The 22,063-nt window shown below is 67.4% G+C and carries 23 protein-coding genes; 12 read left to right on the top strand and 11 right to left on the bottom strand.

Translation table 11 applies throughout. The features are described 5' to 3' along the window. On the top strand, positions 1-591 hold the full coding sequence (locus FRZ61_RS18765) for a hypothetical protein (protein ID WP_191909100.1): 591 nt from the start codon (positions 1-3) through the stop codon (positions 589-591). A gap of 66 nt (positions 592-657) precedes the next feature. Here the strand turns inward: FRZ61_RS18765 and FRZ61_RS18760 are convergent, their stop codons facing one another. Then, positions 658-993: a chaperone modulator CbpM gene (locus tag FRZ61_RS18760; protein ID WP_151119164.1), complete on the bottom strand. Its 336-nt coding sequence runs from the start codon at positions 991-993 to the stop codon at positions 658-660. Beyond that, entirely contained in the window at positions 990-1,931 is a 942-nt protein-coding gene (locus FRZ61_RS18755; protein WP_151119163.1) for a DnaJ C-terminal domain-containing protein, read from the bottom strand. Before FRZ61_RS18755 ends, FRZ61_RS18760 begins: the two co-directional genes overlap by 4 nt. Before the next feature lie 300 nt (positions 1,932-2,231). Between FRZ61_RS18755 and pdxH the strand changes: the two genes are divergently transcribed. From pdxH to FRZ61_RS18735, 4 genes are all read left to right on the top strand, one after another. Further along, on the top strand, positions 2,232-2,822 hold the full coding sequence (pdxH, locus tag FRZ61_RS18750) for a pyridoxamine 5'-phosphate oxidase (RefSeq protein WP_151119162.1): 591 nt from the start codon (positions 2,232-2,234) through the stop codon (positions 2,820-2,822). Between the two features lie 180 nt (positions 2,823-3,002). Next, complete coding sequence (locus FRZ61_RS18745; protein WP_151119161.1) at positions 3,003-3,944, top strand: cation diffusion facilitator family transporter; 942 nt, start codon at positions 3,003-3,005, stop codon at positions 3,942-3,944. 247 nt (positions 3,945-4,191) lie between these two features. Next, positions 4,192-5,022, top strand: coding sequence for a universal stress protein (locus tag FRZ61_RS18740; protein WP_191909099.1), 831 nt, complete (start codon positions 4,192-4,194; stop codon positions 5,020-5,022). Positions 5,023-5,146: 124 nt separating this feature from the next. Further along, entirely contained in the window at positions 5,147-5,890 is a 744-nt protein-coding gene (locus FRZ61_RS18735; RefSeq protein ID WP_151119159.1) for an SDR family NAD(P)-dependent oxidoreductase, read from the top strand. Positions 5,891-6,014: 124 nt separating this feature from the next. On the opposite strand, the gene FRZ61_RS18730 is transcribed toward FRZ61_RS18735, so the two are convergent. From FRZ61_RS18730 to FRZ61_RS18700, 7 genes are all read right to left on the bottom strand, one after another. Next, on the bottom strand, positions 6,015-6,554 hold the full coding sequence (locus FRZ61_RS18730; RefSeq protein ID WP_151119158.1) for a hypothetical protein: 540 nt from the start codon (positions 6,552-6,554) through the stop codon (positions 6,015-6,017). Positions 6,555-6,774: 220 nt separating this feature from the next. Then, positions 6,775-7,602: an ABC transporter permease gene (locus FRZ61_RS18725; protein ID WP_151119157.1), complete on the bottom strand. Its 828-nt coding sequence runs from the start codon at positions 7,600-7,602 to the stop codon at positions 6,775-6,777. 5 nt (positions 7,603-7,607) lie between these two features. Next, positions 7,608-8,864, bottom strand: a complete 1,257-nt coding sequence (locus FRZ61_RS18720) for an ABC transporter permease (protein ID WP_151119156.1) — start codon at positions 8,862-8,864, stop codon at positions 7,608-7,610. A gap of 65 nt (positions 8,865-8,929) precedes the next feature. Further along, entirely contained in the window at positions 8,930-9,961 is a 1,032-nt protein-coding gene (locus tag FRZ61_RS18715; protein ID WP_151119155.1) for an ABC transporter substrate-binding protein, read from the bottom strand. A gap of 152 nt (positions 9,962-10,113) precedes the next feature. Then, the gene (locus FRZ61_RS18710) at positions 10,114-11,208 is read right to left on the bottom strand and encodes an ABC transporter ATP-binding protein (protein ID WP_151119154.1); all 1,095 of its coding nucleotides are present in this window, start codon (positions 11,206-11,208) and stop codon (positions 10,114-10,116) included. A 399-nt stretch (positions 11,209-11,607) separates the two neighbouring features. After that, the gene (locus FRZ61_RS18705; RefSeq protein WP_151119153.1) at positions 11,608-12,999 is read right to left on the bottom strand and encodes an aspartate aminotransferase family protein; all 1,392 of its coding nucleotides are present in this window, start codon (positions 12,997-12,999) and stop codon (positions 11,608-11,610) included. Between the two features lie 293 nt (positions 13,000-13,292). After that, positions 13,293-14,741, bottom strand: coding sequence for a mannose-1-phosphate guanylyltransferase/mannose-6-phosphate isomerase (locus tag FRZ61_RS18700; protein ID WP_225308891.1), 1,449 nt, complete (start codon positions 14,739-14,741; stop codon positions 13,293-13,295). Between the two features lie 185 nt (positions 14,742-14,926). Between FRZ61_RS18700 and FRZ61_RS18695 the strand changes: the two genes are divergently transcribed. The 3 genes from FRZ61_RS18695 to FRZ61_RS18685 all read left to right on the top strand — a co-directional run bounded on the left by FRZ61_RS18695 (position 14,927) and on the right by FRZ61_RS18685 (position 17,839). Further along, on the top strand, positions 14,927-16,261 hold the full coding sequence (locus tag FRZ61_RS18695; RefSeq protein WP_151119152.1) for a dihydroorotase: 1,335 nt from the start codon (positions 14,927-14,929) through the stop codon (positions 16,259-16,261). Positions 16,262-16,480: 219 nt separating this feature from the next. Then, positions 16,481-17,467, top strand: a complete 987-nt coding sequence (gene acuI, locus FRZ61_RS18690) for an acrylyl-CoA reductase (NADPH) (protein WP_151119151.1) — start codon at positions 16,481-16,483, stop codon at positions 17,465-17,467. 87 nt (positions 17,468-17,554) lie between these two features. Further along, a complete protein-coding gene (locus tag FRZ61_RS18685) occupies positions 17,555-17,839 on the top strand; it encodes a hypothetical protein (RefSeq protein ID WP_151119150.1) in 285 nt (94 codons plus the stop codon). Between the two features lie 117 nt (positions 17,840-17,956). On the opposite strand, the gene FRZ61_RS18680 is transcribed toward FRZ61_RS18685, so the two are convergent. Both FRZ61_RS18680 and FRZ61_RS18675 read right to left on the bottom strand, forming a co-directional pair. Continuing rightward, entirely contained in the window at positions 17,957-18,298 is a 342-nt protein-coding gene (locus FRZ61_RS18680; RefSeq protein WP_151119149.1) for a hypothetical protein, read from the bottom strand. A gap of 219 nt (positions 18,299-18,517) precedes the next feature. Next, entirely contained in the window at positions 18,518-19,219 is a 702-nt protein-coding gene (locus FRZ61_RS18675; protein ID WP_151119148.1) for an XRE family transcriptional regulator, read from the bottom strand. Between the two features lie 298 nt (positions 19,220-19,517). Between FRZ61_RS18675 and FRZ61_RS18670 the strand changes: the two genes are divergently transcribed. From FRZ61_RS18670 to FRZ61_RS18655, 4 genes are read left to right on the top strand one after another with little or no spacing between them, the layout of a single operon-like run. After that, positions 19,518-19,742 carry a hypothetical protein gene (locus FRZ61_RS18670; protein ID WP_151119147.1) on the top strand — a complete coding sequence of 75 codons (225 nt, stop codon included), beginning with the start codon at positions 19,518-19,520 and terminating at the stop codon, positions 19,740-19,742. Between the two features lie 18 nt (positions 19,743-19,760). Further along, positions 19,761-20,321, top strand: a complete 561-nt coding sequence (locus FRZ61_RS18665; protein WP_151119146.1) for a hypothetical protein — start codon at positions 19,761-19,763, stop codon at positions 20,319-20,321. Next, the gene (locus FRZ61_RS18660) at positions 20,318-20,710 is read left to right on the top strand and encodes a hypothetical protein (protein WP_151119145.1); all 393 of its coding nucleotides are present in this window, start codon (positions 20,318-20,320) and stop codon (positions 20,708-20,710) included. Before FRZ61_RS18665 ends, FRZ61_RS18660 begins: the two co-directional genes overlap by 4 nt. A gap of 26 nt (positions 20,711-20,736) precedes the next feature. Next, a complete protein-coding gene (locus FRZ61_RS18655; protein WP_151119144.1) occupies positions 20,737-21,960 on the top strand; it encodes a terminase large subunit domain-containing protein in 1,224 nt (407 codons plus the stop codon). The last annotated feature ends 103 nt before the right edge of the window (positions 21,961-22,063 follow it).

Here is a 22,063-nt window from a genome sequence, read left to right as displayed (position 1 = left end):
ATGGACCCGCAACCCATCGAGCTGCATATCCGGTCGGTCGAGCAGTTGTTCAACCCGCTCGATCATTCGCCCTTGCCCGAGCGCGATCTCGACGAGGAGGCCGAGCATTACATCGTCGGCGCGGCGCGCGAGCTCGACAAGCGCCGGCCTTTCGTCATCGTCCTGCATCTGCCCGAGCGGGCGGCGAAGCATCGGACCGCGCGGGACATCCCCGAGGGACTGCATCATTATTTCCGCTATCGCTCGGAGCAGGCGGCGCTCGATCTGCGCGAGCTGTTCCGCCTCGGGCGATGGTCGCTCTCCATCGGGCTCTGCGTGCTGGTCGCGGCGGTGCTGGTCAACCAGGCCGTGCGGCTCTATCTGCCCGACTCCGCCATCGGCAACCTGATCGCCGAAGGCTTCTTCATCCTCGGCTGGGTCGCAAACTGGCGGCCGCTCGAGATCTTCCTCTATGACTGGTGGCCGATCCGGCGGAAGCGGAACCTCCTCGCCAAGCTGGCCGCCACCCCCGTCGAGCTCCGGTTCGAGGCGGAGGAGGGGATGACAGCGCCGGAGGGGGTGGTGAAGAAAGAGGGCATGGCGGGGGTGTAGGCAAATCCTGAAAATTGCCTACAAAAGTCCGGCGGGCAGAGACGAAGGAAGACGCCGGGTGCCGGGCTAATCGTCGGTCTTGCCGCCGCCCAGGATCTGCGCGATCTCGGCGCGGCAATCCGGCGAGGCCTGCTCGATCGCCTGTTCCAGGGCCGCGAGCTTGTCGCGGAGCTGGTAGATCTGGTCGAGGAGATTGAGCACGACCGGGATCGCCTCGTCGCCGATCTCGAGCTCCTGGGTGAGCTCGGCGATGAGGCGCAGCCTGGCCAGATCGAGATCGTCGAAATGCCAGGCGCCGCCTTCGCTCTCCGGCAGCACCCAGTGCTGCTCGACCCAGCTCGTCACGGCGGCGCGATCGACGCCGATCTCGGCCACCACTTGCTCCAGCGTCCAGCGGGTCATTCGCGCACCCGATAAGGATTTTCCTTGGCCCAGCGCTCGACCATCTCGGCCAGCTTGTCGTCGCTCTTGGGCGGCAGCACCACCTTGAGCCGGACATACTGGTCGCCGCGCTGGCGCGTCTTCTGGTCGACCACGCCCTTGCCCTTGAGGCGCAGCACCGTGCCGGTGTTGGAGCCCTTCGGCACCGTCACCGTGACGCGGCCGTCGATGGTCGGTACCTCGATCGAGCCGCCGAGAACGGCTTCCTGCAGCGTCACCGGCACTTCGATATGGATGTCGTCGCCCTCGCGCCGGAAGGTCGGATGCGCCTTGACCTTGATCTCGACATAGGCGTCGCCGGCCCCGCCATCGCCGAACCCCGGCAGGCCCTGGCCCTTGAGGCGCAAGGTCTGGCCGTCCTTGGTGCCGGGCGGGATGTTGAAATCGATCACCTTGCCGTCGGTCAGCGTGAGCCGCTTCTTGGCGCCCAGCGCCGCCTCGAGGAACTCCACCGGCGCTACATAGGACACGTCGGCGCCGCGCATCCGCACGGTCTGGCCGCCCGCATAGCCGCGCGCGCCGGCACCGCCGCCGCGCGGGCCGTCGCCGAACAGGTTGGCGAACCAGTCCTCGCTCAGCTCCTCCTCACCCAGGCCGAAGCTGTTGTCGGCACCGCCGCGATACTTGCCGCCGCGCCCGCCTTCGTAGGAGCGCCAATAGCTCTGGCGCGGCTTCTCGGCGCCGCTCGAATCGATCTCGCCGGCATCGAAACGCCGCCGCTTCTCCGGATCGCCCAGCAGGTCATAGGCCGCCGCGACCTCCTTGAACTGCGCCTCGACCTTCTTGTTGCCGGGGTTCAGGTCGGGATGCAGCTTCTTGGCGAGCTTGCGGTAGGCCTGCTTGATCTCGTCGGCGCTGGCGCTGCGCCCGACGCCCAAGACCTCATAAGGATCGCGCATGGGTTCAGGCCCTCGCCATAGCGGACCGGCGGCCGTTCACGCCCGGCGAAGCCGGGGCTGTCCGCGATTCCTGGAGATGAGAGGCGTTTGCAAAGGTCATGCGCATGGATGCGATCCTAATGCACCGGGCCCCGTCGCGCCCAGCGTTCCGGACCGGGCAGGCGGTCTGAACCTCGAATTGGGAATGGCTGGTCTTCCGGCGGGACACGATGCGACCCGTGAAAAATGGGCAGAGTTCGGGCAAATTCAACCGCCTGACCAAAGCCGCCTGCCATGCGACCCCATCCCGCAAGGACTGCCATGAGCGAACGTTCCTTTGCCGAGCCCTTCGCGTTGTTCCAGCGCTGGTTTGCCGAGGCGAATGCCCGCGAACCCGAGGATCCCAACGCCATGGCCCTGGCGACCGTCGGCGCCGACGGCCAACCCAGCTTGCGGATGGTGCTGCTCAAGGAGGCCGACGAGCGCGGCTTCACCTTCTACACCAACTATGAGAGCCGAAAGGGCCAGCAGATCCTGGCGAACCCGAAGGCGGCCCTCTGCTTCCACTGGAAGTCGCTGCGCCGGTCGGTCCGGGTCGAGGGCCCGGTCGAGCAGGTCGGCGCGCAGGAGGCCGACGCCTATTACGCGACCCGGCATCGCACCAGCCAGATCGGCGCCTGGGCGTCGCAGCAGTCGCGGCCGCTGACCGAGCGGCTGGAACTGGAGCGCCGCGTGGCCGAGTTCACCTTGAAGTTCGGCCTCGGTACCGTTCCGCGCCCGCCCTACTGGTCGGGTTTCCGGGTCGTGCCGCAGCGCATCGAGTTCTGGGAGGACCGGCCGTTTCGGCTCCATGACCGTCTCGTCTATCATCGCGAGGGCGAGGGCTGGCGCACGGAGAAGCTCTATCCCTGAGCGGCCCATCATGCCCCCGTCTTTCTGCCATCGCCGGACCTGATCCGGCGATCCAGGGGCCGAAGGACCGAATACCCGGATCAAGTCCGGGCCTGACAGGAACGGGTAAAGGCGAGCCTGCGGCCGTCCCCACAGCAGTTTTCCCTCGCGGGAAAGAAAACCAAGGACCCACTCCGCTTCATGTCCTCGTCCGACGCCACTGCAGGACTGTCCAACGGCCCGAAGCTGCCGCCTGAAGCGGCGCGGCTGATGCGCCTGGCAACCTACGCCTCGATGGCCACGGCGGTGATCCTGATCCTGGCCAAGGCCGTCGCCTATCTGCTGACCGACTCGGTCAGCATGCTCTCGACCCTGCTCGATTCGCTCCTGGATGCGGCCGCCTCGCTGGTCAACCTGCTCGCCGTGCGCCATGCGCTGACGCCGGCCGATCGTGAGCACCGTTTCGGCCACGGCAAGGCCGAGGCGCTGTCCGGCCTGGGCCAGTCGGCCTTCATCGCCGGCTCGGCATTGTTCCTGTTCTTCGAATCGGCCGGGCGGCTGGTGACGCCGCAGCCGGTCGTCCATGGCGCCGTCGGGATCGGCGTGATGCTGTTCTCGATGGCGATGACGTTCGTGCTGGTGCTGTTCCAGCGCTCCGTCATCCGCCGCACCGGCTCGATCGCGGTCTCGGCCGATTCCCTCCATTACGTGGGCGATATCGCGGCCAACCTGGCGGTGCTCGCAGCCCTCGTCCTGTCGAGCCAGTTCGGCTGGGAGCGGTCCGACCCGATCTTCGCGATCGGGGTGGCCTTCTACATCATCCTCACCGCCTGGCAGATCGCGCGCGGCTCGTTCGACATGCTGATGGATCGCGAAATGCCGGACGAAGAGCGCCAGCAGATCCGGGCGATCGTCATGGCCAATCCGAGGGTGCGCAACATGCACGATCTGCGCACGCGCCGATCGGGTCCCCACCGCTTCATCCAGTTCCATCTGGAGATGGATCCGGCGATGCGGCTGACCGAGGCGCATGAGCTGTCGGACGAGGTCGAGGCGGCGGTGCTGAAAGCGTTCCCGACCGCGGAGGTGATCATTCACGAGGACCCGGAAGGGGTGAACGAGGGGCGCAAGACGTTCGGGTGAAGGTGCGAATGCCTTCTCTCGCCTTCTTATCCCCTGGCCCTTGGTGGGGGTGGGGGAGCATCGCGATCTACGGTCACTTCCTTCCTAACCTCCCTCCAACAAGGGGGGAGGGACGATATCGAGGCGCGGCGACGGCGCCCGGAAACGCTTGATTTGCATCAAGGTAGGCCACGTGTGATCCTGTAGCCTGATGCGGTTCCGACGAGGAACCAGAGATCTATCATCGCTTTGGAAAGAGGGGCGGCTCATGACCAACATTGCCACGATCCTGGCGCTTGCCGATGGCGGCCAGTCGAGCGACAGCGTGCTGAAGACGGCGCTCGGCGTGGCGCGCCGATTCGAGGCCCATCTCGAGGTACTCCATCTCCGGGCCGATCCTTCGACCCTGGTGCCCATCGTGGGCGAGGGCATGTCGGGCGCGCTGGTCGAGCAGATGATCGAATCCATGACCCAGGCGGTCGAGACCCGCGCCAAGCGGGCCCGCGAGGCCTATGACCGGCTATCCGCCGAGGCGCCGGGCATCACCACTTGGCGCGAGGTGGTCGGGCCGGGGCCTGACAATATCGCGGCGGCGGGCCGCCTCACGGACCTCATCGTCATGGCGCGGCCCTCGGGCGAGGACAGCCTGACGCAGACGGCGCTGCTGGACGCTGCCATCTTCGATACCGGCCACCCGGTGCTGATGGTGCCGGCAGGCTATTCGGGTGCCACGGGCGACAATATCGTGATCGGCTGGAACGGCACGGCCCAGTCGGCCCGCGCCGTGGCGGTGGCGCTGCCGTTCCTGCGGCAGGCCAAGCAGGTGACGGTGCTGACGGTGGGCGACGAGGACAAGCCGGCGCCGGCGGCGGCGGTGGGCGCCTATCTGTCGCGCCACAAGATCAATGCCCAGGTGGTGCGGCTCGAGCTCGGCGGCGGGCCGATCGGCCGCGCCCTCCTCGACCGGATCGCCAGCCTCTCGGCCGACATGGTGGTGATGGGCGGCTATGGCCATAGCCGGCTCAAGGAGATGATCCTCGGCGGCACCACCCGCTACGTGCTGGCCAATGCGGCCCTACCGGTGCTGATGGCGCATTAGGCGCGATTTCTATTCCCTCTCCCGCTTGCGGGAGAAGGGCAGGGAGAGGGCTGCGCGGACCGAGCAGCCCTCTCCCCGACCCTCCCCCGCAGCGCGGGGGAGGGGATCATGGTAAAGTCGCGCCATGACCCAGGACCGCAAAACCATGATCCTGACCGGTGCCAGCCGCGGCATCGGTCATGCCACCGTCAAGCGCTTCAGCCAGGAAGGCTGGCGCATGATCACCTGCAGCCGCGAGGCGCCGCCCGAGGAGTGCAAGCGGGACCCGAACTGGGCCCAGCACATCACGGCCGACCTGGCGCAGGGCGAGGATCTCGAGCGCTTCGTCGCGCAAGCCAATGCGCTGCTGGGCGATGGGGGCGGGCTCACGGCGCTCATCAACAACGCGGCCATCTCGCCCAAGACGCCCTTCAAGGAGCGGCTCGGCTGCCTCAATGGCGACATCGCCGCCTGGCGCGACGTGTTCGAGCTCAACCTCTTCGTGCCGCTGCGCCTGGCGCGCGGCTTCGCCAAGGCGCTGCACAAGGGCAAGGGCTCGATCATCAACATCACCTCGATCGCCGGCCATGCGATCCATCCTTTCGCGGGCTCGGCCTACTCGACCTCGAAGGCGGCGCTCTCGGCGCTCACCCGCGAGATGGCGGTCGAGTTCGCGAGCCTCGGCGTGCGGGTGAACGCGGTGGCGCCGGGCGAGATCGAGACGGCGATGATCGGGCCGGAATACGAGGCGCTGATCCCGCGCATCCCGATGCACCGCATGGGCCGTCCCGAGGAGGTCGCCTCGGCCGTGTTCCGGCTCTGCACCGAGGATTTCGCCTATGTGACGGGAACCGAGATCTTCGTCACGGGCGGGCAGCATTTGTTTTGACGCAATGAATGTCCCCTCCCCCGTTTTCGGGGGAGGGCAAGGGAGGGGGCGGCTCGGTCGCTGACATCGCGTCATCCCCCTCCTTAATCCTCCCCCGAAGACGGGGGAGGAGACGATAGGCGTGCTACAACCGCTCCCGCAGCGCGTGGAACCAGGCGAGGCGGCTTCGCGTCTGGGCGATGTCGTGGTCGAGCCAGTCGAGGAGATGGCCGGGCTCGCCGGCATGGTGCGCGCGCAGATCCTCGAGGCGGGCGAGCTCCTGCTCGCAGATCTCGGCGAGGAGATCGGCCTGCAGGCGCCGCTCCTCGGGCGTCAGCGCGTCGAGGAAGCGCATCTTGAGCGCCACGAACAGCTTGTTGATCTCGCCCTGCGGGCCCCGCAGGCTCGCGGTCATCAGCCGGTGCAGCTCCTGGCGACCGGCCTCGGTGATGGCCATGACCGCCGCCGCGCCTTCGCCGCTGCCGGGCTCGACATCGATCAGCCCTTCGAGCCGCAGCACCTCGAGCGAGGGGCCGAGCAGCTCGAGCGAGGGGCCGACGATGCGCCCCGTGAAATGCCGCACCTCGGTCGCCAGGTCGGCATAGCGCTTGGCGGCCTGCCACAGGCTGCCCAAGGCCGCGAGGCGGACGGCTTCGCTGGGAATGAGGCTGTTGTCTCGATTCATGGAGGCGGTTCCGGACGGGCCGGGACTCTAGGCCAGGCGCCTCTTTGTTGTCATCGCCGGACTTGATCCGGCGACCCGCCCTCCTACGCTCTCCGAGCTCCGGAGGGCATGGGGCGGGAGAACCGGATCCCCGGATCCGGCCGGCGCCTGTCCTCGTGTGCGCCTTCGGCGCAACACGGGGGGGCCGGTCCGAGGATGACAGTAAAGGACCGGGCGCGGCTTAGCTCCGGATGCCGCGCAGGCGCTCCGAGCGGCGGCGCAGGAGCTCGACCGTCGTCAGCATGGCCACGGCGAACAGGATCAGCAGGGTGGCGGCGGCGGTGATGGTCGGGCTGATCATCTCGCGGATGCCGCTGAACATCTGCTTGGGCAGGGTACGCTGCTCGGGGCTGGCGATGAAGAGCACCACCACCACCTCGTCGAAGGAGGTGACGAAGGCGAAGAGCCCGCCCGAGATCACGCCGGGCAGGATGAGGGGCAGGGTGATCTTGAAGAAGGAATGGACCGGGTTGGAGCCGAGACTGGCGGCCGCGCGCGTCAGGGTCTGGTCGAAGCCGGAGAGCGTCGCCGTGACGGTGATGACCACGAAGGGCGTCGCCAGCGCCGTATGGGCCAGCACGACGCCGGGAATGGAGTTGGTTAGGCCGACGCGGGTGTAGAAGAAATACATGCCGACGGCCGAGATGATCACCGGCACCACGATCGGCGAGATCAGCAGGCTCATGATGAGGCCGCGCGCCGGAAAGCGCGGGCGGCTCAGGCCCAGCGCCGCGAGCGTGCCGAGCGCTGTCGAAACCAGAGTGACCGAGACCGCGACGATGATGCTGTTCTGGAGTGCCAGGGTCCAGCGGTCGTTGGTAAAGAAATCCTCGTACCAGCGCAGCGACAGCCCCGGCATCGGGTAGCTGAAGTAAGGCTCCGAGTTGAAGGACAGCGGCATGATCACGAGGATCGGCGCGATCAGGAACAGCAGGATGGCCGCGACGATGACGCGATGGGCGTAATACCAGGCGCGTTCGGGGGTGGTGGCGTAGGCCGGCATCGGCATTTGGATCACCCGAACTTCATCTTGTCGACGCCGACGAGGCGGTTATAGACCGAGTAGAGGATCAAGGTCGCGGCCAGCAGGATGCCGCCGAGCGCCGAGGCCTTGCCCCAGTTGTTTTCCTGGTTGATCGCCGTCGCGACCAGGTTGCTCACCATCTGGTCGGTGGCGCCGCCGACCAGCGCCGGCGTGATGTAGTAGCCCAGGCACAGGATGAAGGTGAGCAGGCAGCCGGCCGCGATGCCGGGAACGGTCTGCGGGAAATAGACCCGCCAGAAGGCATAGAAGGGACCTGCCCCCAGCGAGCGCGCCGCGCGCACATGGCTGGGCGAGATGGTCTTCATCACGCTGTAGATCGGCAGCAGCGTGAAGGGAAGCTGGATGTGGGTCATGGCGATGATCGTGCCGAGACGGCTGAAGATCAGCCGCACCGGCTCGCTCGACAAATGCAGCAGCTGGATCATCTCGTTGATGAGGCCGTTGTCCTGGAGCAGGACGAACCAGGCCGTGGTGCGCACCAGCAGCGAGGTCCAGAAGGGCAGCAGCACGAAGATCATCAGCAGATTGGAATAGCGCGTCGGCAGCTTTGCCAGCAGATAGGCGACGGGGAAGCCCAGGATCAGGGTCGCCAGCGTGACCTGGAAGGCGATCCAGAAGGTGCGCACGAACACCGTCTTGTAGATCGAGCGCTCGGCCGGGACGCTCTCCAGCGAATTGTCGGCATCGCGCTGCATGTCGAGCGCCGCCAGCAGGTAGAAGGAGGTCCAGGGGCTGTCGGCGCGCTTGATCGTGGCCCAGGTGTCGCGTTCGCCCCAGACCGGGTCCATGGCGATGATGGCGTCCTTGTAGGGGCCGGCCTCGAGCTTCTCGGCTTTGCGGGCCGAGGCGATGACCTTGCTGCGGATGCCGGAGATCTCGTAATTGAGCCGCTTGCCGACGAGGGCGGCGGTCTTGTCCTTCTGCGCCTGCTTCAGGTCGGCGGCGAGGGCGGCGAAGGCCGCTTCGTCGGGGATGTCCTGGCCGTTCCAGCTCTGCAGCGCCTGCATCGTCGCCGGCAGGACCTGGCTGATGTCCTCCGGATCGTCGATCGCGTTCTTCAGCATCGTCAGGATCGGCAAGGCGAAGGACAGGATGATGAAGAGCAGCAGCGGCATCACCAGGCCGACCGCCTTCAGTTGCCGCGACCGCTCGACCCGCTGCAGCTTCTGCTTGAGGGGAACGCCGTCCGCCGTGCGCACGATGTCGGGAGCCGTCGTCGCAACCATGATTCAAGCCAATTCCGGAAAAGGAACGGGGAGGGAGCCCTGGGGCTCCCTCCCCGGCAAAGCCATTACTGGGCGAGCCAGGCGTTGAAACGCTCGCGCAGCTCCTCACCCTTGTCGGCCCAGAACTGCGGGTCGACGATGATGGCGTTCTTCATGTTGTCCGGCGCCGAGGGCAGGTCCTTCAGCACGTCCGGCGCGATATGCGGCGTCGCCTCCGTGTTGGCCGGGCCGTAGGAGATGTAGTTGGTCTGGTTGGCCTGGTTCTCCGGCTTCGTGGCGAAGGCGATGAACTGATAGGCGAGGTCCGTACGGGGGCTGCCCTTCGGAATCGCCCACAGATCGTAGTCAGGCGCCTGGCCGTCCCACACGATCACGAAGTTCTTGTGGTCGTTCTTGATCGCGTTGTAGATGCGGCCGTTCCAGGTCGAGCCCATCACGATCTGGCCGTCGGCCAGGAGCTGCGGCGTCTGGGCGCCCGCTTCCCACCACACGACGTCCTTCTTGATGGTGTCGAGCTTCTTGAAGGCGCGGTCCACGCCCTCGGGCGTGCTCAGCACCTTGTAGAGATCCTTGGTCGCGACCCCATCCGCCATCAGCGCCCATTCGAGATTGATGAAGGGGTTCTTCTGCAGCGCACGCTTGCCGGGGAATTTCTTGGTGTCGAACAGGTCGGCGACCGTCTTCGGCCCGTCCTTCAGCTTGTCGGCGTCATAGGCGAAGATGGTCGAGTAGAGGATCGTGGGGACCGCGCAGTCGAACTGGTCGCCGCCGATCATCTTCGACCTGTCGACGCCGATCTTCGCGTAGTCGATCGGCTCGAGAATGCCTTCGGCGCAGGCCGCGAGCGCGGTCTGGGTGTCGACGTCGACGACATCCCAAGTCACGGCCTTGGCCTCGACCATGGCGCGGATCTTCGCGATCTCGCCGTTATATTCCTCTTCGGTGATCTTGGTGCCGGTCTCTTTGGCGAACGGCTTGATATAGGCTTCCTGCTGGCTCGCCTGATAGGCGCCGCCCCAGGACACGACGGTCAGGGCCTTGTCCTCGGCCGAGGCGGGATTGGCCAGGGTCAGGGCCAATGCCGCGACGCCAGCCATGACGAGAGAGCTCGTCATCAATATACGGGTCTTCATCTCTACTGCACTCCCTGCGAAATGCCGGTCGTTTCCTGCCGGCGGTTGATGTCGCTCCGCAAGACCGCACCCCAGGGTCCATCAATCGATCGGGTGCCGCCTTCTGAGCTCGTCTGTCAGTGCGCGTCGAGCGCCCGACAATCCTCCGCTTTCCAGCCGATCGAAATGGTCGACCCCGGCTCGAACTGATGTATGCCCTCGGCGTTGGGCAGCTTGATGACGAAATCGCTGTGGCCGCAGACCGACACGCGGGTGCGGATATGGTCGCCCAGATAGATCAGCTCCTCGACCTTGGCGGTGAAGAGGTTGGGCACGGCGCCGGCGGGCGGATTGACCTTCACCCGCTCCGGGCGCAGCGACAGCAGCGTCGAGGCGCCGACGCCATCGACCTTGACCGGCGTCGCCTGGACGGTGCCGCCGCCCTCGATCTCGACCTGGCAGGTCTTGCCGTTCACGGCCTTGATCCGCCCGCGCAGCTTGTTGTTCTCGCCGATGAACTGCGCGACGAAGGCGTTCTGCGGCCGCTCGTAGAGATCGTCCGGGGTGGCCAGCTGCTGGATGATCCCGTCATTGAAGACGGCGATCCGGTTCGACATGGTGAGCGCCTCGCTCTGGTCGTGCGTCACGTAGACGATCGTGATGCCGAGGCGGTCATGAAGATGCTTGATCTCGAACTGCATCTGCTCGCGCAGCTGCTTGTCGAGGGCGCCGAGGGGCTCGTCCATCAGGACCAGCTTGGGATCGAAGACGAGGGCGCGGGCGACGGCGACGCGCTGCTGCTGGCCGCCCGAGAGCTGAGCCGGCCGGCGCTTGCCATAGGCTCCGAGCTGGACCATGTCGAGCGCCCGCTTGATGCGGCTCGCGATCTCGACCTTGTCGATCTTGCGCACCTGCAAGGGGAAGGCGAGGTTTTCCTCGACCGTCATGTGGGGGAAGAGCGCGTAGTTCTGGAACACCATGCCGATGTTGCGCTTGTGCGGCGGCATGTTGTCGATCGGCTGCCCGTCCAGATAGATGTGGCCGTTGGTCGGCACCTCGAAGCCGGCCAGCATCAACAGGGTCGTGGTCTTGCCGGAGCCCGAGGGGCCGAGCATCGTCAAGAACTCGCCCTGGGCGATATCCATGTTCAGGTTTTTGACGACCAGCGTTTCGCCGTCATAGCTCTTCTGGACGTCCTTGAAGCTGACGTAGTTATCCTGCCGCTTGTTCATTCCGAGACCGCATCACTCCCAGACTCTTGTTTGCGCACTTCTTTTCCACGGGCCAACGAGCCGCCGGCCACGTTCGGGTGCGGTGCGAAATGCTACGGCACGATTCCCGCAATTGGGAGTCATTTGTTGCAGGAAGGCGACCCCGGCCGACCGATTGGGGCCGGTTGCCCGATCTTCGGGCGGTGTGACCGGCCGGTTGCCGCCTTTATGGACAGCCCTTACGGCCGAACCATCCCTGAACCAGTACAACTTCGGCCGGACATCGCGGCGGGATCGATCCACGGCGGGGAATAGCGGGCTAAGTTGCCGCCGATCCCCGGGCGAACCGGCGGCCTGGCTGTCGTGATCGAGCGCCGCCGGCGATTCCCGGAGGGATCGCCGGCGGTGCCGGGGAGAGGGTCAGGCGGCGGCGAGGCCCTGCTCGCGCACCCAGGCCCAGGTGGCGTCGAGGCCCTTCGCGAAGCGGCGGAACATCTCGCCGATCTCCGCCTCGGTGATGATGAGCGGCGGGCAGAAGGCGAGGCTGTCCATGATCGCGCGGGTGATGAGCCCCTGCTCCTGGCAGAGCTTGGCGGCCTGGAAGCCCACGCCCTGCTGGGGCGCAAAGGGCTCCTTGGTGCGCTTGTCCTTCACCAGCTCGATCGCGCCGACCAGGCCGATGCCGCGCGTCTCGCCCACCAGGGGATGGTCGGCGAAGCGCTTGAGCTCGCGCTGGAAAGCGGGGGCGACGCTGCGGACCTGCGCCAGGATGTTGCGCTCCTCATAGATCTTCAGGGTTTCGAGCGCGACCGCGGCGGGGACCGGATGGCCGGAATAGGTGAAGCCGTGGCCGAAGGTGCCGATCTTGGCGCTGTTGTCGCGCAGCGCCTGGTAGACCTTCTCGTTGATCATGACGCCCGAGATCGGCAGGTAGGAGGAGGAGAGCGCCTTGGCGCAGCTCAGGATGTCGGGCTTGAGCTTGAAGGTCTCGCTCCCGAACATATTGCCGGTGCGCCCGAAGCCGCAGATCACCTCATCGGCGATGAACAGAATGTCATATTTCTTCAGGATCGGCTGGATGAGGTCGAAATAGCCCGCGGGCGGGACGATGACGCCGCCCGCCCCCATGACCGGCTCGGCGATGAAAGCCGCGACCGTGTCCGGGCCCTCGGCGAGGATCAGCTTCTCGAGGCTGTCGGCCATGCGCTGGGCGAACTGGGCCTCGCTCTCGCCCTCCTTGCCGAAGCGGTAATAGTGCGGGCAGTCGGCATGGATGATGTTGGCGATCGGCAGGTCGAAATCGCGGTGGTTGTTGGGCAGGCCGGTGAGGCTCGCGGTCGCGACCGTGACGCCGTGATAGGCCTTCTGGCGCGAGATGATCTTCTTCTTCTTCGGCCGGCCCAGCGCGTTGCTGTAGTACCAGACGATCTTGATGACCGTGTCGTTGGCTTCGGAGCCGGAATTGGCGAAGAACACCTTCGACATCGGCACCGGCGCCAGGCCGATCAGCTTCTCGGCCAGCTCGACCGTCACCGACGAGGTCTTGTGGGTGAAGGTGTGGTAGTAGGGCAGCTTCTTCATCTGCCGGACCGCGGCCTCGACCAGGCGCTCCTCGCCGAAGCCGAGCGACACGCTCCAGAGCCCGGCCATGCCTTCGATATAGGCACGGCCGTTCTCGTCATGGACATAGATGCCCTTGCCCTCGGTCAGGATCAGCGGGCCGTCCTGCTCGTGGCGGACGGCGTTGGTATAGCCGTGCAGGTGATAGGCGATGTCGCGCGCGGCCAGCGAATTCGGCTTGATCTGATTCATGAAAGGGCCCGCCTCCGTCGGGGGCAAACGGTCACTGTCGATGGCGGGTACTATTCCGGGCGGCCGGGGGGATGTCAAAGGCGGCGGGGATGTATGAAGAAGCGCCGCCACCTCGCGATACCATCCCTTCCCCCCTTGGGGGGAAGGTTAGGAAGGGGGGATCATAGAACGCGTTGACTGCCCCACCCCCTCCCTCGCCCTCCCCCATCATCCTCCTTCGCCTTTCAGGCTACGGAGGACAGGAGGGGGAGGGGATAAAGAGCGAGGCGGAAGGGGATAGGATTCGACGGCGATCACCGCCGGCCGTAGACGTCCTCGAGGCGGACGATGTCGTCCTCGCCGAGATAGCCGCCCGACTGGACCTCGATGATATGGAGCGGTTCCTCGCCGGGGTTTTCCAGGCGGTGGGCGGCACCCAGCGGGATATAGGCCGACTGGTTGGCCATGAGGTCGAAGAGCTGGCCGTCGCGCGTCACCCGCGCGATGCCGCTCACCACCACCCAATGCTCGGCGCGCTGGGCGTGGCGCTGGAGCGAGAGCTTGCCGCCGGGGCGCACGATCAACCGCTTCACCTGGAAGCGGTGGCCGGCATCGACCTGCTCGTAGGAACCCCAGGGGCGGAACACCTTGCGGTGGCGCAGATGCTCGTGGCGGCCCTTCTGGTCGAGCGCCGTCACCACGGAGCGCAGATCCTGCGCCTTGTTGCGCGCCAGGACCAGGACCGCGTCCGGCGTCTCGACGGCGACGACGCCGGTCAGGCCCTGGACCGCGAGCAGCCGGCTCTCGGCGCGCAGGTAGCTGTCGCGCACGCCCACGGCGACCACATCGCCGACGAGCGCGTTGCCGTCCGCGTCCTTGGGGGCGGCCTCCCACAGGCTGTCCCAGGAGCCGACATCCGACCAGCCCATGTCGCAGGGCACGACCGCGGCGCGGTCGGTGCGCTCGAGGAGCGCATAGTCGATCGATTTCGAGACGGCGTTCGCGAACTCGGGCTCGCTCAGGCGGGTGAAATCGAGGTCGCGTTCCGCCGCGGCGAGCGAGGCGCGGACGGCGGCCAGCATGGCGGGCTCGAATCGCTCGAGCTCCTCCAGCAGCTGGCGCGCCTGGAACAGCACCATGCCGCCGTTCCAGACATGGTCGCCGGCGGCCAGATAGGCGCGGGCGGTCGGGAGGTCGGGCTTCTCGACGAACTTGGCCACCCGCCGGCAGCCGGGCGCCTCGGGAAGCTCCGCGCCGAGGCGGATATAGCCATAGCCGGTCTCGGGCTTGCTGGGGGTGATGCCGAAGGTGACGAGGAAGCTCGCCAGCGCCGCCGGCAGCGCCATGGCCACGGCGTCGCGGAACGCGGCGGGGTCCGCCACATGGTGGTCCGAGGGCAGCAGCAGAAGCACCGCTTCCGGATCGATGGCAGCCGCGGCCAGCGCGGCCGCGGCCGCGGCCGGCGCCGTGTTGCGGGCGAGCGGCTCCAGCAGGATGGCCTCGGGCGTCACCTCGATGGAGCGCAGCTGCTCGGCCACCATGAAGCGATGCTCGCCGTTGCAGACGACGAAGGGCGGCAGGAAACCATGCGCAGGCGCCACGCGCCGGGCCGTCGCCTGCAGCAGGCTCTCTTCGGAGAGCAGCGGCATGAGCTGCTTGGGATAGGTGGCGCGCGACAGGGGCCAGAGCCTCGTCCCGGCGCCGCCCGAGAGGATCACGGGGCGAACCTGCATCGTGTTGGAGTAGTAACGCAATTCGTTCATGGCGCCAATCTTGCTGGGGGTTAACGAAGAGCGGTCGCGGCCGAAGCTTCGGCTGGCGGCAAGGGGGTGACGCGGCCGCCGGCAGCGTGCGGCGGATCGATGCCGTCCGGGCGCAATGCCTTTCGGGTGCGCCCATTCTGGCAAACTGCTAGAGATGGGCGCATGACCGGCATGAGGACAAAACTGTGGCAGAGAGCTTCGACCTGATCGTCAAGGGCGGCCGGGCGGTGACGACCGCGGGCGCCGTCGACACCGATATCGCGATCAAGGACGGGAAGATCGCGGCCATCGGTCGGATCGACCTTCCGGCCGCGGACACCTTCGATGCCAAGGGCCTCCATGTGCTGCCGGGCGTGATCGACAGCCAGGTGCATTTCCGCGAGCCGGGATTGACCCACAAGGAGGATCTGGCGACCGGGACGGCGGGCGCAGCGCTGGGCGGGGTGACGGCGATCTTCGAGATGCCGAACACCAGCCCGAACACCAGCAGCGCCGAAGCGCTCGAGGAGAAGCTCAGCCTCGCGAAGGACCGGGTCTGGTGCGACGTCGCCTTCTTTGTCGGCGCAACGAGCGACAATGTCGGGAAGCTGGCCGAGCTCGAGCGGCTGCCGGGCGCCTCGGGCATCAAGATCTTCATGGGCAGCTCGACCGGCACGCTCCTGGTGGCGGACGACGACACGCTGCTGAAGGCCTTGCGCGACGGCACGCGGCGCGTGGCGATCCATGCCGAGGACGAGTATCGCCTGCGCGAGCGCCGCGCGCTGGTCGAAGGCGGCGCCGATCCCACCATGCATCCGGTCTGGCGCGACGTGGAGACGGCGACCCGTGCCACGGCGAGGGTGATGCGGCTCGCCCGCCAGGCGAAGCGGCGCGTCCATATCCTGCATGTCACGACCGCGGAGGAGGTGCCGATCCTCGCCGCCAACAAGGACCTCGTCACCATGGAGGTGACGCCGCAGCATCTGACGCTGGCCGCCCCCGACTGCTACCGCGCGCTCGGGACATTCGCGCAGATGAACCCGCCGATCCGAGAGATGCGCCATCGCGAGGCGCTGTGGCAGGCGGTGCGCGACGGGATCGTCGACGTGATCGGCTCGGACCATGCGCCGCACACCAAGGACGAGAAGGCGAAGCCCTATCCGCAGAGCCCCTCCGGCATGCCGGGCGTGCAGACGCTGCTGCCGCTGATGCTGGATCACATGAATGCGGGGCGCCTCAGCCTGGAGCGGCTGGTCGATCTCACCAGCGCCGGCCCCGCGCGAATCTACAATATCGCCGGCAAGGGCCGGATCGCGGTCGGCTATGACGGCGATCTCAGCATCGTCGATCTCAAGGCCAAGCGGACCATCGAATCCAAGCAGCAGGCGACGCGCTGCGGCTGGACGCCGTTCGACGGCATGGCGGTGACGGGCTGGCCCAAGGCCACGATCGTCCGCGGCCATGTCGTGATGCGCGAGGACGAGCTGATCGGGCGGCCGATCGGGCAGCCGGTGCGTTTTTCGGAGTGCTTGCCGGGGTGAAGGGGTCCTCTTCGGCTCCGACACCGGGCCTTCTGCCCTGGATCGCCGGATCAAGTCCGGCGATGACAATGAAAAGAGGCGGGGAGCCCCCCGAGGCTTCCTGATCTGACGTTTCCCGGGCGGTTGACGGAGCCTCTGCCTCCGCTCAGAGTCCGACCCCGCGCCGGTTCAGGCCGGCGACAATCCCCTCATCCCCCGCGAAGGAGCGATCCCGTCGCCATGTTCAAGGCCCTGCTGCTCGAAGAGAAGGACGGAAAGGTTTCCGCCAGCATCAAGTCGCTCGAGGAATCGGCGTTGCCGCAGGGCGACGTGACGGTCGCGGTCGAGCTCAGCACGCTCAACTACAAGGACGGGCTGGTGCTGGGCGGGCTGGGGCGGCTGGTGCGCAACTATCCGCATGTCGGCGGCATCGATTTCGTCGGCACGGTCGAGCAGTCGAGCCATCCCGCCTGGAAGGCGGGCGACAAGGTGATGCTCAATGGCTGGCGCGTCGGCGAGATCCATTGGGGCGGCTATGCCGAGAAGGCGCGGGTCAAAGGCGACTGGCTGATCGCGCTGCCGCAGGGGCTGACCCCGGAACGTGCCATGGCGATCGGCACGGCGGGCTATTGCGCGATGCTCGGCATCATCGGGCTCGAGAAGGAGGGGCTCACGCCGCAGAAGGGCGATGTGCTGGTGACGGGGGCCGCGGGCGGGGTGGGCAGCGTCGCGGTCGCGGTGCTGGCGAATCTGGGCTACAAGGTCGTGGCCTCGACCGGGCGCGCGGAGACGCATGACTATCTGAAGACGCTGGGCGCGGCCGAGATCATCGACCGCGCCAGCATCGCCACGCCCTCGGGCAAGCCGCTCGACAGCGAGCGCTGGGCGGGTTGCGTCGACGCGGTGGGCGGCTCGACGCTCGCCACTGTGCTTTCGACGCTGAAATATGGCGCGGGGGTCGCGGCCTGCGGGCTCGCCGGCGGCGCCAAGCTCGAGACGACGGTGGTCCCGTTCCTGCTCCGGGGCGTCAATCTCCTCGGCATCGATACGGTGATGTGCCCGATGGGCCGCCGCAAGGAGGCCTGGGCGCGGGTCGCGCGGGATTTGCCAGGCGACAAGATCGACGCCATGATCCAGAAGGCGACGCTGGCCGACCTGCCCAAGCTGGGCGCCGAGATCCTGGCCGGCAAGGTGCGCGGCCGCGTCGTGGTGGATGTGAGGAAATAAAGCCTCCACCGCCGAAGGCTTTCGAGGACAGGGGCCGGAGAGGCCGCAGCGCGATCCTCCGGACCCGGAGGAGAAGCGGGGCGGATTATGGTTAACGCGGAATCCAAGCGGCCCAAGGCGCTCACCATGCTGGCGCTTGCCGGCACCGCCTCGGCCTTCAGCATGTGTCAGCCCAAGCAGCCGGAGGTGGTCGCCTATGTGCAGCCGCCGCAGATCTATTGCTACGAGACCCTGGCGCGCCCCGACTGCTATGCGGAGCCTTTGCCGGACGGGTACGGCCGGATGATCGGATTCTACGGGCCTCGGCCGGCGGAGATGCCGCCGCAGCAGCCCGCCACGCTCACCACGGGCGGGCCAGCGCCGAGCAACTAGCCGGCGCGAAGGTCCATCTCGGGCAAGCCGGCTCTCCAGAGGCCGTCCGGCCGTTTCGCGAGGCCTCGGTATTGGGGGGATCCAGGAGGAGCAGGGGCGCTCCTCCTGCCGAGCCGGCTATCCAGCCGGCGCGAATTCGGCAGTGGCGACGGGGGCGGGAACGGATTCCGGCAGCTTGGCGCCGCCCAGCGGCCGGACCGTGACGTAGCCGCAAGGCACGGCCTCGGTGACGATGAGCGTCATGAGATCGGGTTCGGGGCCGCCGCCGAAGCTGACGATGACCTGGTCGCCGCGCCGCAGGAGATCGCAGGCGGGCGCGAAATAGCCGGTGTAGTCGGGATTGCCGCATTCGGTCGACAGGACGAGCTCGGGCTTGTCGTTGGTGCGGTAGTGCCAGAGCGTGAAGCCGTTGGCATAAGCCAGGATGCTGAGCTCGCGCGCGACGAAGCCTCTCGGCATGGCCGATCTCCCTGTTTCGCGGGTTGCGGTGGCGTGTGGTTTTTCGCGGCGGATTATACGCAAAAGACGTATGTTGGGCAAGAGAGATTCTGCAGCAACGATCGAGCGCTCGCGCCCCTCCCCCTACCCCCTCCCGCAAGGGGAGGGGGTGAGGTGTTTGTCGTGCCTTTCCCTCCCTCACCCTCCCCCGGGAACGGGGAAGGGATAGAACGCTCGCGATCAGCTCGTCTCGGCGGAGCCGGTGATGCGGTAGAGGCGCTTCACGTCGCGGGCGGCGAGGCGGAGATCCTTGGGCGGGTTGAACTGGCGCAGCACGATGAGGTCGTCGCTGCGGCGCAGGAACTGCTTGATCAGGCCCTGGCCGTCGGCGAGCTCGATCGCGACGAAGCAGCCCTTGGTGATCGGCCGGTTGGGATTCACATAGAGCATCTCGCCGGCGAAATAGCGGGGCTCCATGCTGTCGCCATCGACATAGAGCGCGAAGGCGTTGGCAACGCCCTGCAGGCCCGTGGGCCGCAGCACGTATTCCTTGGCCTCGCCTTCGTTGAAGTAGAAACCCTCCGAGCCGCCCTTGACGGCGCCCAGCACCGGCAAGTCGCGGCCGAGGCCCGGCGGCGCCGTCACCAGGTCGCGGGCACTCAGGGCCGGCCCCGAGACGGGGCCCATGCGTGGGGCCGGAAGATCGGGCGCCTCGAGGCCCGCGAGCGCCAGGAGCTCCTGCGGGTCGATGCCGCGGCTCTCGAACAGGCCGCCGAGCTGGCGCGCCAGATCGAGCGGGAGCCAGCGCCGCTTGTAGCGGTCCTCGTAATGCTGATAGCGGGTCAGCGACCAGCCGAGCGCATCGGCGACCTGGCGCATGGAGAGCCCGGATCGCTCGCGCAACTGCTTGAGCCGCCGGGCGGCTTCGGAAATTTCGCTCATGCTTCCTCTTAGCAGGCTTGTGGATAAGTTTCAAACGCAAAATCACTTGACTTTGCGGTAGGATTTTTGTAGAAATGCGTATGCTCGCGGGGAACGGGCGCAGAACCCGTCTCGCCAGCTCATCCATCCGCAATCGTTCGACGCCTTTGACGGAGGCCGGGCCATGTGCTTCGAGGCCGGGCCGCATCCGGCCGCCCAGGCAGACCGGCGGCTCGCTCCGGGGCCCCGGGACGCCGTCGATCGCCTTCGTTCGTCCGATCGTGCCATTCCCACAGCCCTGTCATCCCGAGGAGAGCGCATGTCGTCACCCGTCGTCGATTTCCCGCTGTCCGATACGCTGAAGCCCGAGCAGGCCGCGGCCGAGATCGCCAAGGTCGAATGGGAGGATGTGATCGGGCTTGGCGTCACCGCCGACGGTGCGTTCGAGGTGATCAACAGCGAGATGACCGCCGAGCGCGCCCTCTGGCTGATCGAATGGGCCAAGCGCTGGGCGCTGGGGCTCGACGAGGAGGAGCTGGAATAGGGCGGAGCGGTCTCGCGCATGACGGAAACTCCCCGCCGGCGCGGCCGGCCGCGCAAGCATCCGCCCCGGATCGATCCCGGCACGCCCGAGCTGCAGCGCCACCGCGCCCTGCGGGCGGGTGGCGCCGATCCGTCCCTGGCGGAGGACCCGCTGGCGCTCATGGCCGCGAAGGCGATGATCGAACCCTGGCAGGCCCAGGCCGGCCGCTACTATGCCTGGCTCTACCGCAAGGCGGTGCGCTGGCCGCATCTCAGCACCAACGCGCATTACGAGCAGCTCGCGATGAACGCGGCGCCGGTGCCGGTCGAGAGCGACGAGGATTTCCTCGCCCTGGCTCATCGTCTCTATCTCCGCGGCAAGCGCCGGCTGCTCCGGGAAGGTGCCACGGTGGCGCGGGCGACCGAGAACGTCGCGGTGTTCGCCCAGTGGCCGTCGTTCCTCGAGCCACAAGGCCCGGGGCGCCGGGCCGCCATGGCCCATCCGGCGCAAGGGCGGCGCGATGCGCAGCAGCGCAGCGCCATCGTCCTCGGACTCGACGCGCTGGCGCAGCTCTATGGCATGGCGGAGCGTCGTCGATGACCGAGAATGACAGTCGCCGGTCGCCGCCCCGCCGGCAGCGCGACGCCACGGCGGACTCGGAATCCAACGAGCAGTATGTGCGCCGGCTCGCCCGCAACAGATGCCGCGTGGCGATGCGGGCGCTGGCGGGCGTCGCCCGGGACACGGCGTCGCCGCCCGCCGCCCGCATCACCGCGGCCATGAACATCATCGACTGGGCGCTCGGCGCCGTGCCCGGGAAGGAAAGCGCCGCCGCGCGGACGGCCGGCCAGCGCGCGGCATCGGAACAGGTCGTTCGCCTCGCATGGATGGATTCGAAGAACCAGAAACCGGCCGCAGCGAAGAAACCCAGGGGCGAAGCCGGGAAACCGCGAACGGCTCAGGTGCCGGAGAACCGGAAGGACCGCTGATCGAGCTGCCTTACGAGCCGAGGCCGATGCAGCAGGCGCTCCACGAGCAGATGCGGCGCTTCAATGTGGTGGTCTGCCATCGGCGCTTCGGCAAGACGGTGCTCTGCGTCAATCATCTGATCCGCGCGGCAGCGAGCTGCCTGTTGCCCCGGCCGCGTTTCGCCTATCTGGCGCCGTCCTATCGCCAGGCCAAGGCCGTTGCCTGGGACTATCTCAAGCATTTCACCGGGCCGATCCCGGGGGCGCTGCGCCATGAGGGCGAGCTGCGCATCGACCTGCCGAACGGCGCGCGCATCGCGCTCCTCGGCGCCGACAATCCCGACGCGCTGCGCGGACTCTATATCGACGGGATCGTGTTCGACGAATATGGCCAGATGGCGCCGCGCATCTTCGGCGAGGTGGTGCGCCCGGCGCTGGCCGACCGACAGGGCTGGGCGATCTTCATCGGCACGCCCCAGGGCCGCAACGGGTTCCACGAGATCTACGAGGCGGCGCGCCTCGATCCGGACTGGTTCACGGCGCTGCATCGCGCGAGCGAGACCGGGCTCATCGAGGCCGAGGAGCTGGCGGCGGCGCGACGCGTCATGACGCCCGAGGAATATGCGCAAGAGTTCGAATGCAGCTTCGAGGCCGCGGCGGCCGGCAGCTATTACGGCCGGCTGATCGAGGCGGCGGCGGCGGAGGGCAGGATCGCGGCGGTGCCTTGCGACCCGCGCCTGCCGGTCCATACCGCCTGGGACCTCAGCATGGACGATTCGACCGCGATCTGGTTCGCGCAGGCCGCAGGGGCCGAGGTGCGGCTCGTCGGCTATTACGAGGCTTCGGGCGAGGGGCTCGAGCATTACGTCCGGGTGCTGCAGCAACGCGGGTTCGTCTATGGCGAGCACTGGTTGCCGCATGACGCCGAGGTGCGCGAGCTGGGCACGGGCGTGAGCCGGATCGAGACGCTGGCCTCGCTGGGCCTCCGGGCCCGCGTGCTGCCGGCCTTGCGGATCGAGGACGGCGTCAATGCGGCCCGGCTGCTGCTGCCGCGCTGCTGGTTCGACCGCGACGCCTGCGCCGCCGGCCTCGCGGCGCTGCGCCACTACCGGCGCGATTATGACGAGAAGCTCCGGGCCTATCGGGCGCGGCCCGTCCATGACTGGTCGAGCCACGGGGCGGATGCGTTCCGCTATCTCGCGGTCGGTCTGGCGCAGCTGCGCGACGGCGCGCGGACGCTGCCGAAGCGGGACAAGGGGTGGGTGGTTTAGATCATTTCCTTTGCCACTATTCCTCCTGCGCCAACGCTTTGGAGGACAGGCGCAGACGGAGAGGATTCCGAAAACAAGAGGCAATGCGATGCGGTAGCAGGTG

This window comes from Hypericibacter adhaerens, assembly GCF_008728835.1.
In the GTDB taxonomy this organism is placed as follows: Bacteria; Pseudomonadota; Alphaproteobacteria; order Dongiales; family Dongiaceae; genus Hypericibacter; species Hypericibacter adhaerens.
This window is presented reverse-complemented; position numbering and strand designations above follow the sequence as displayed.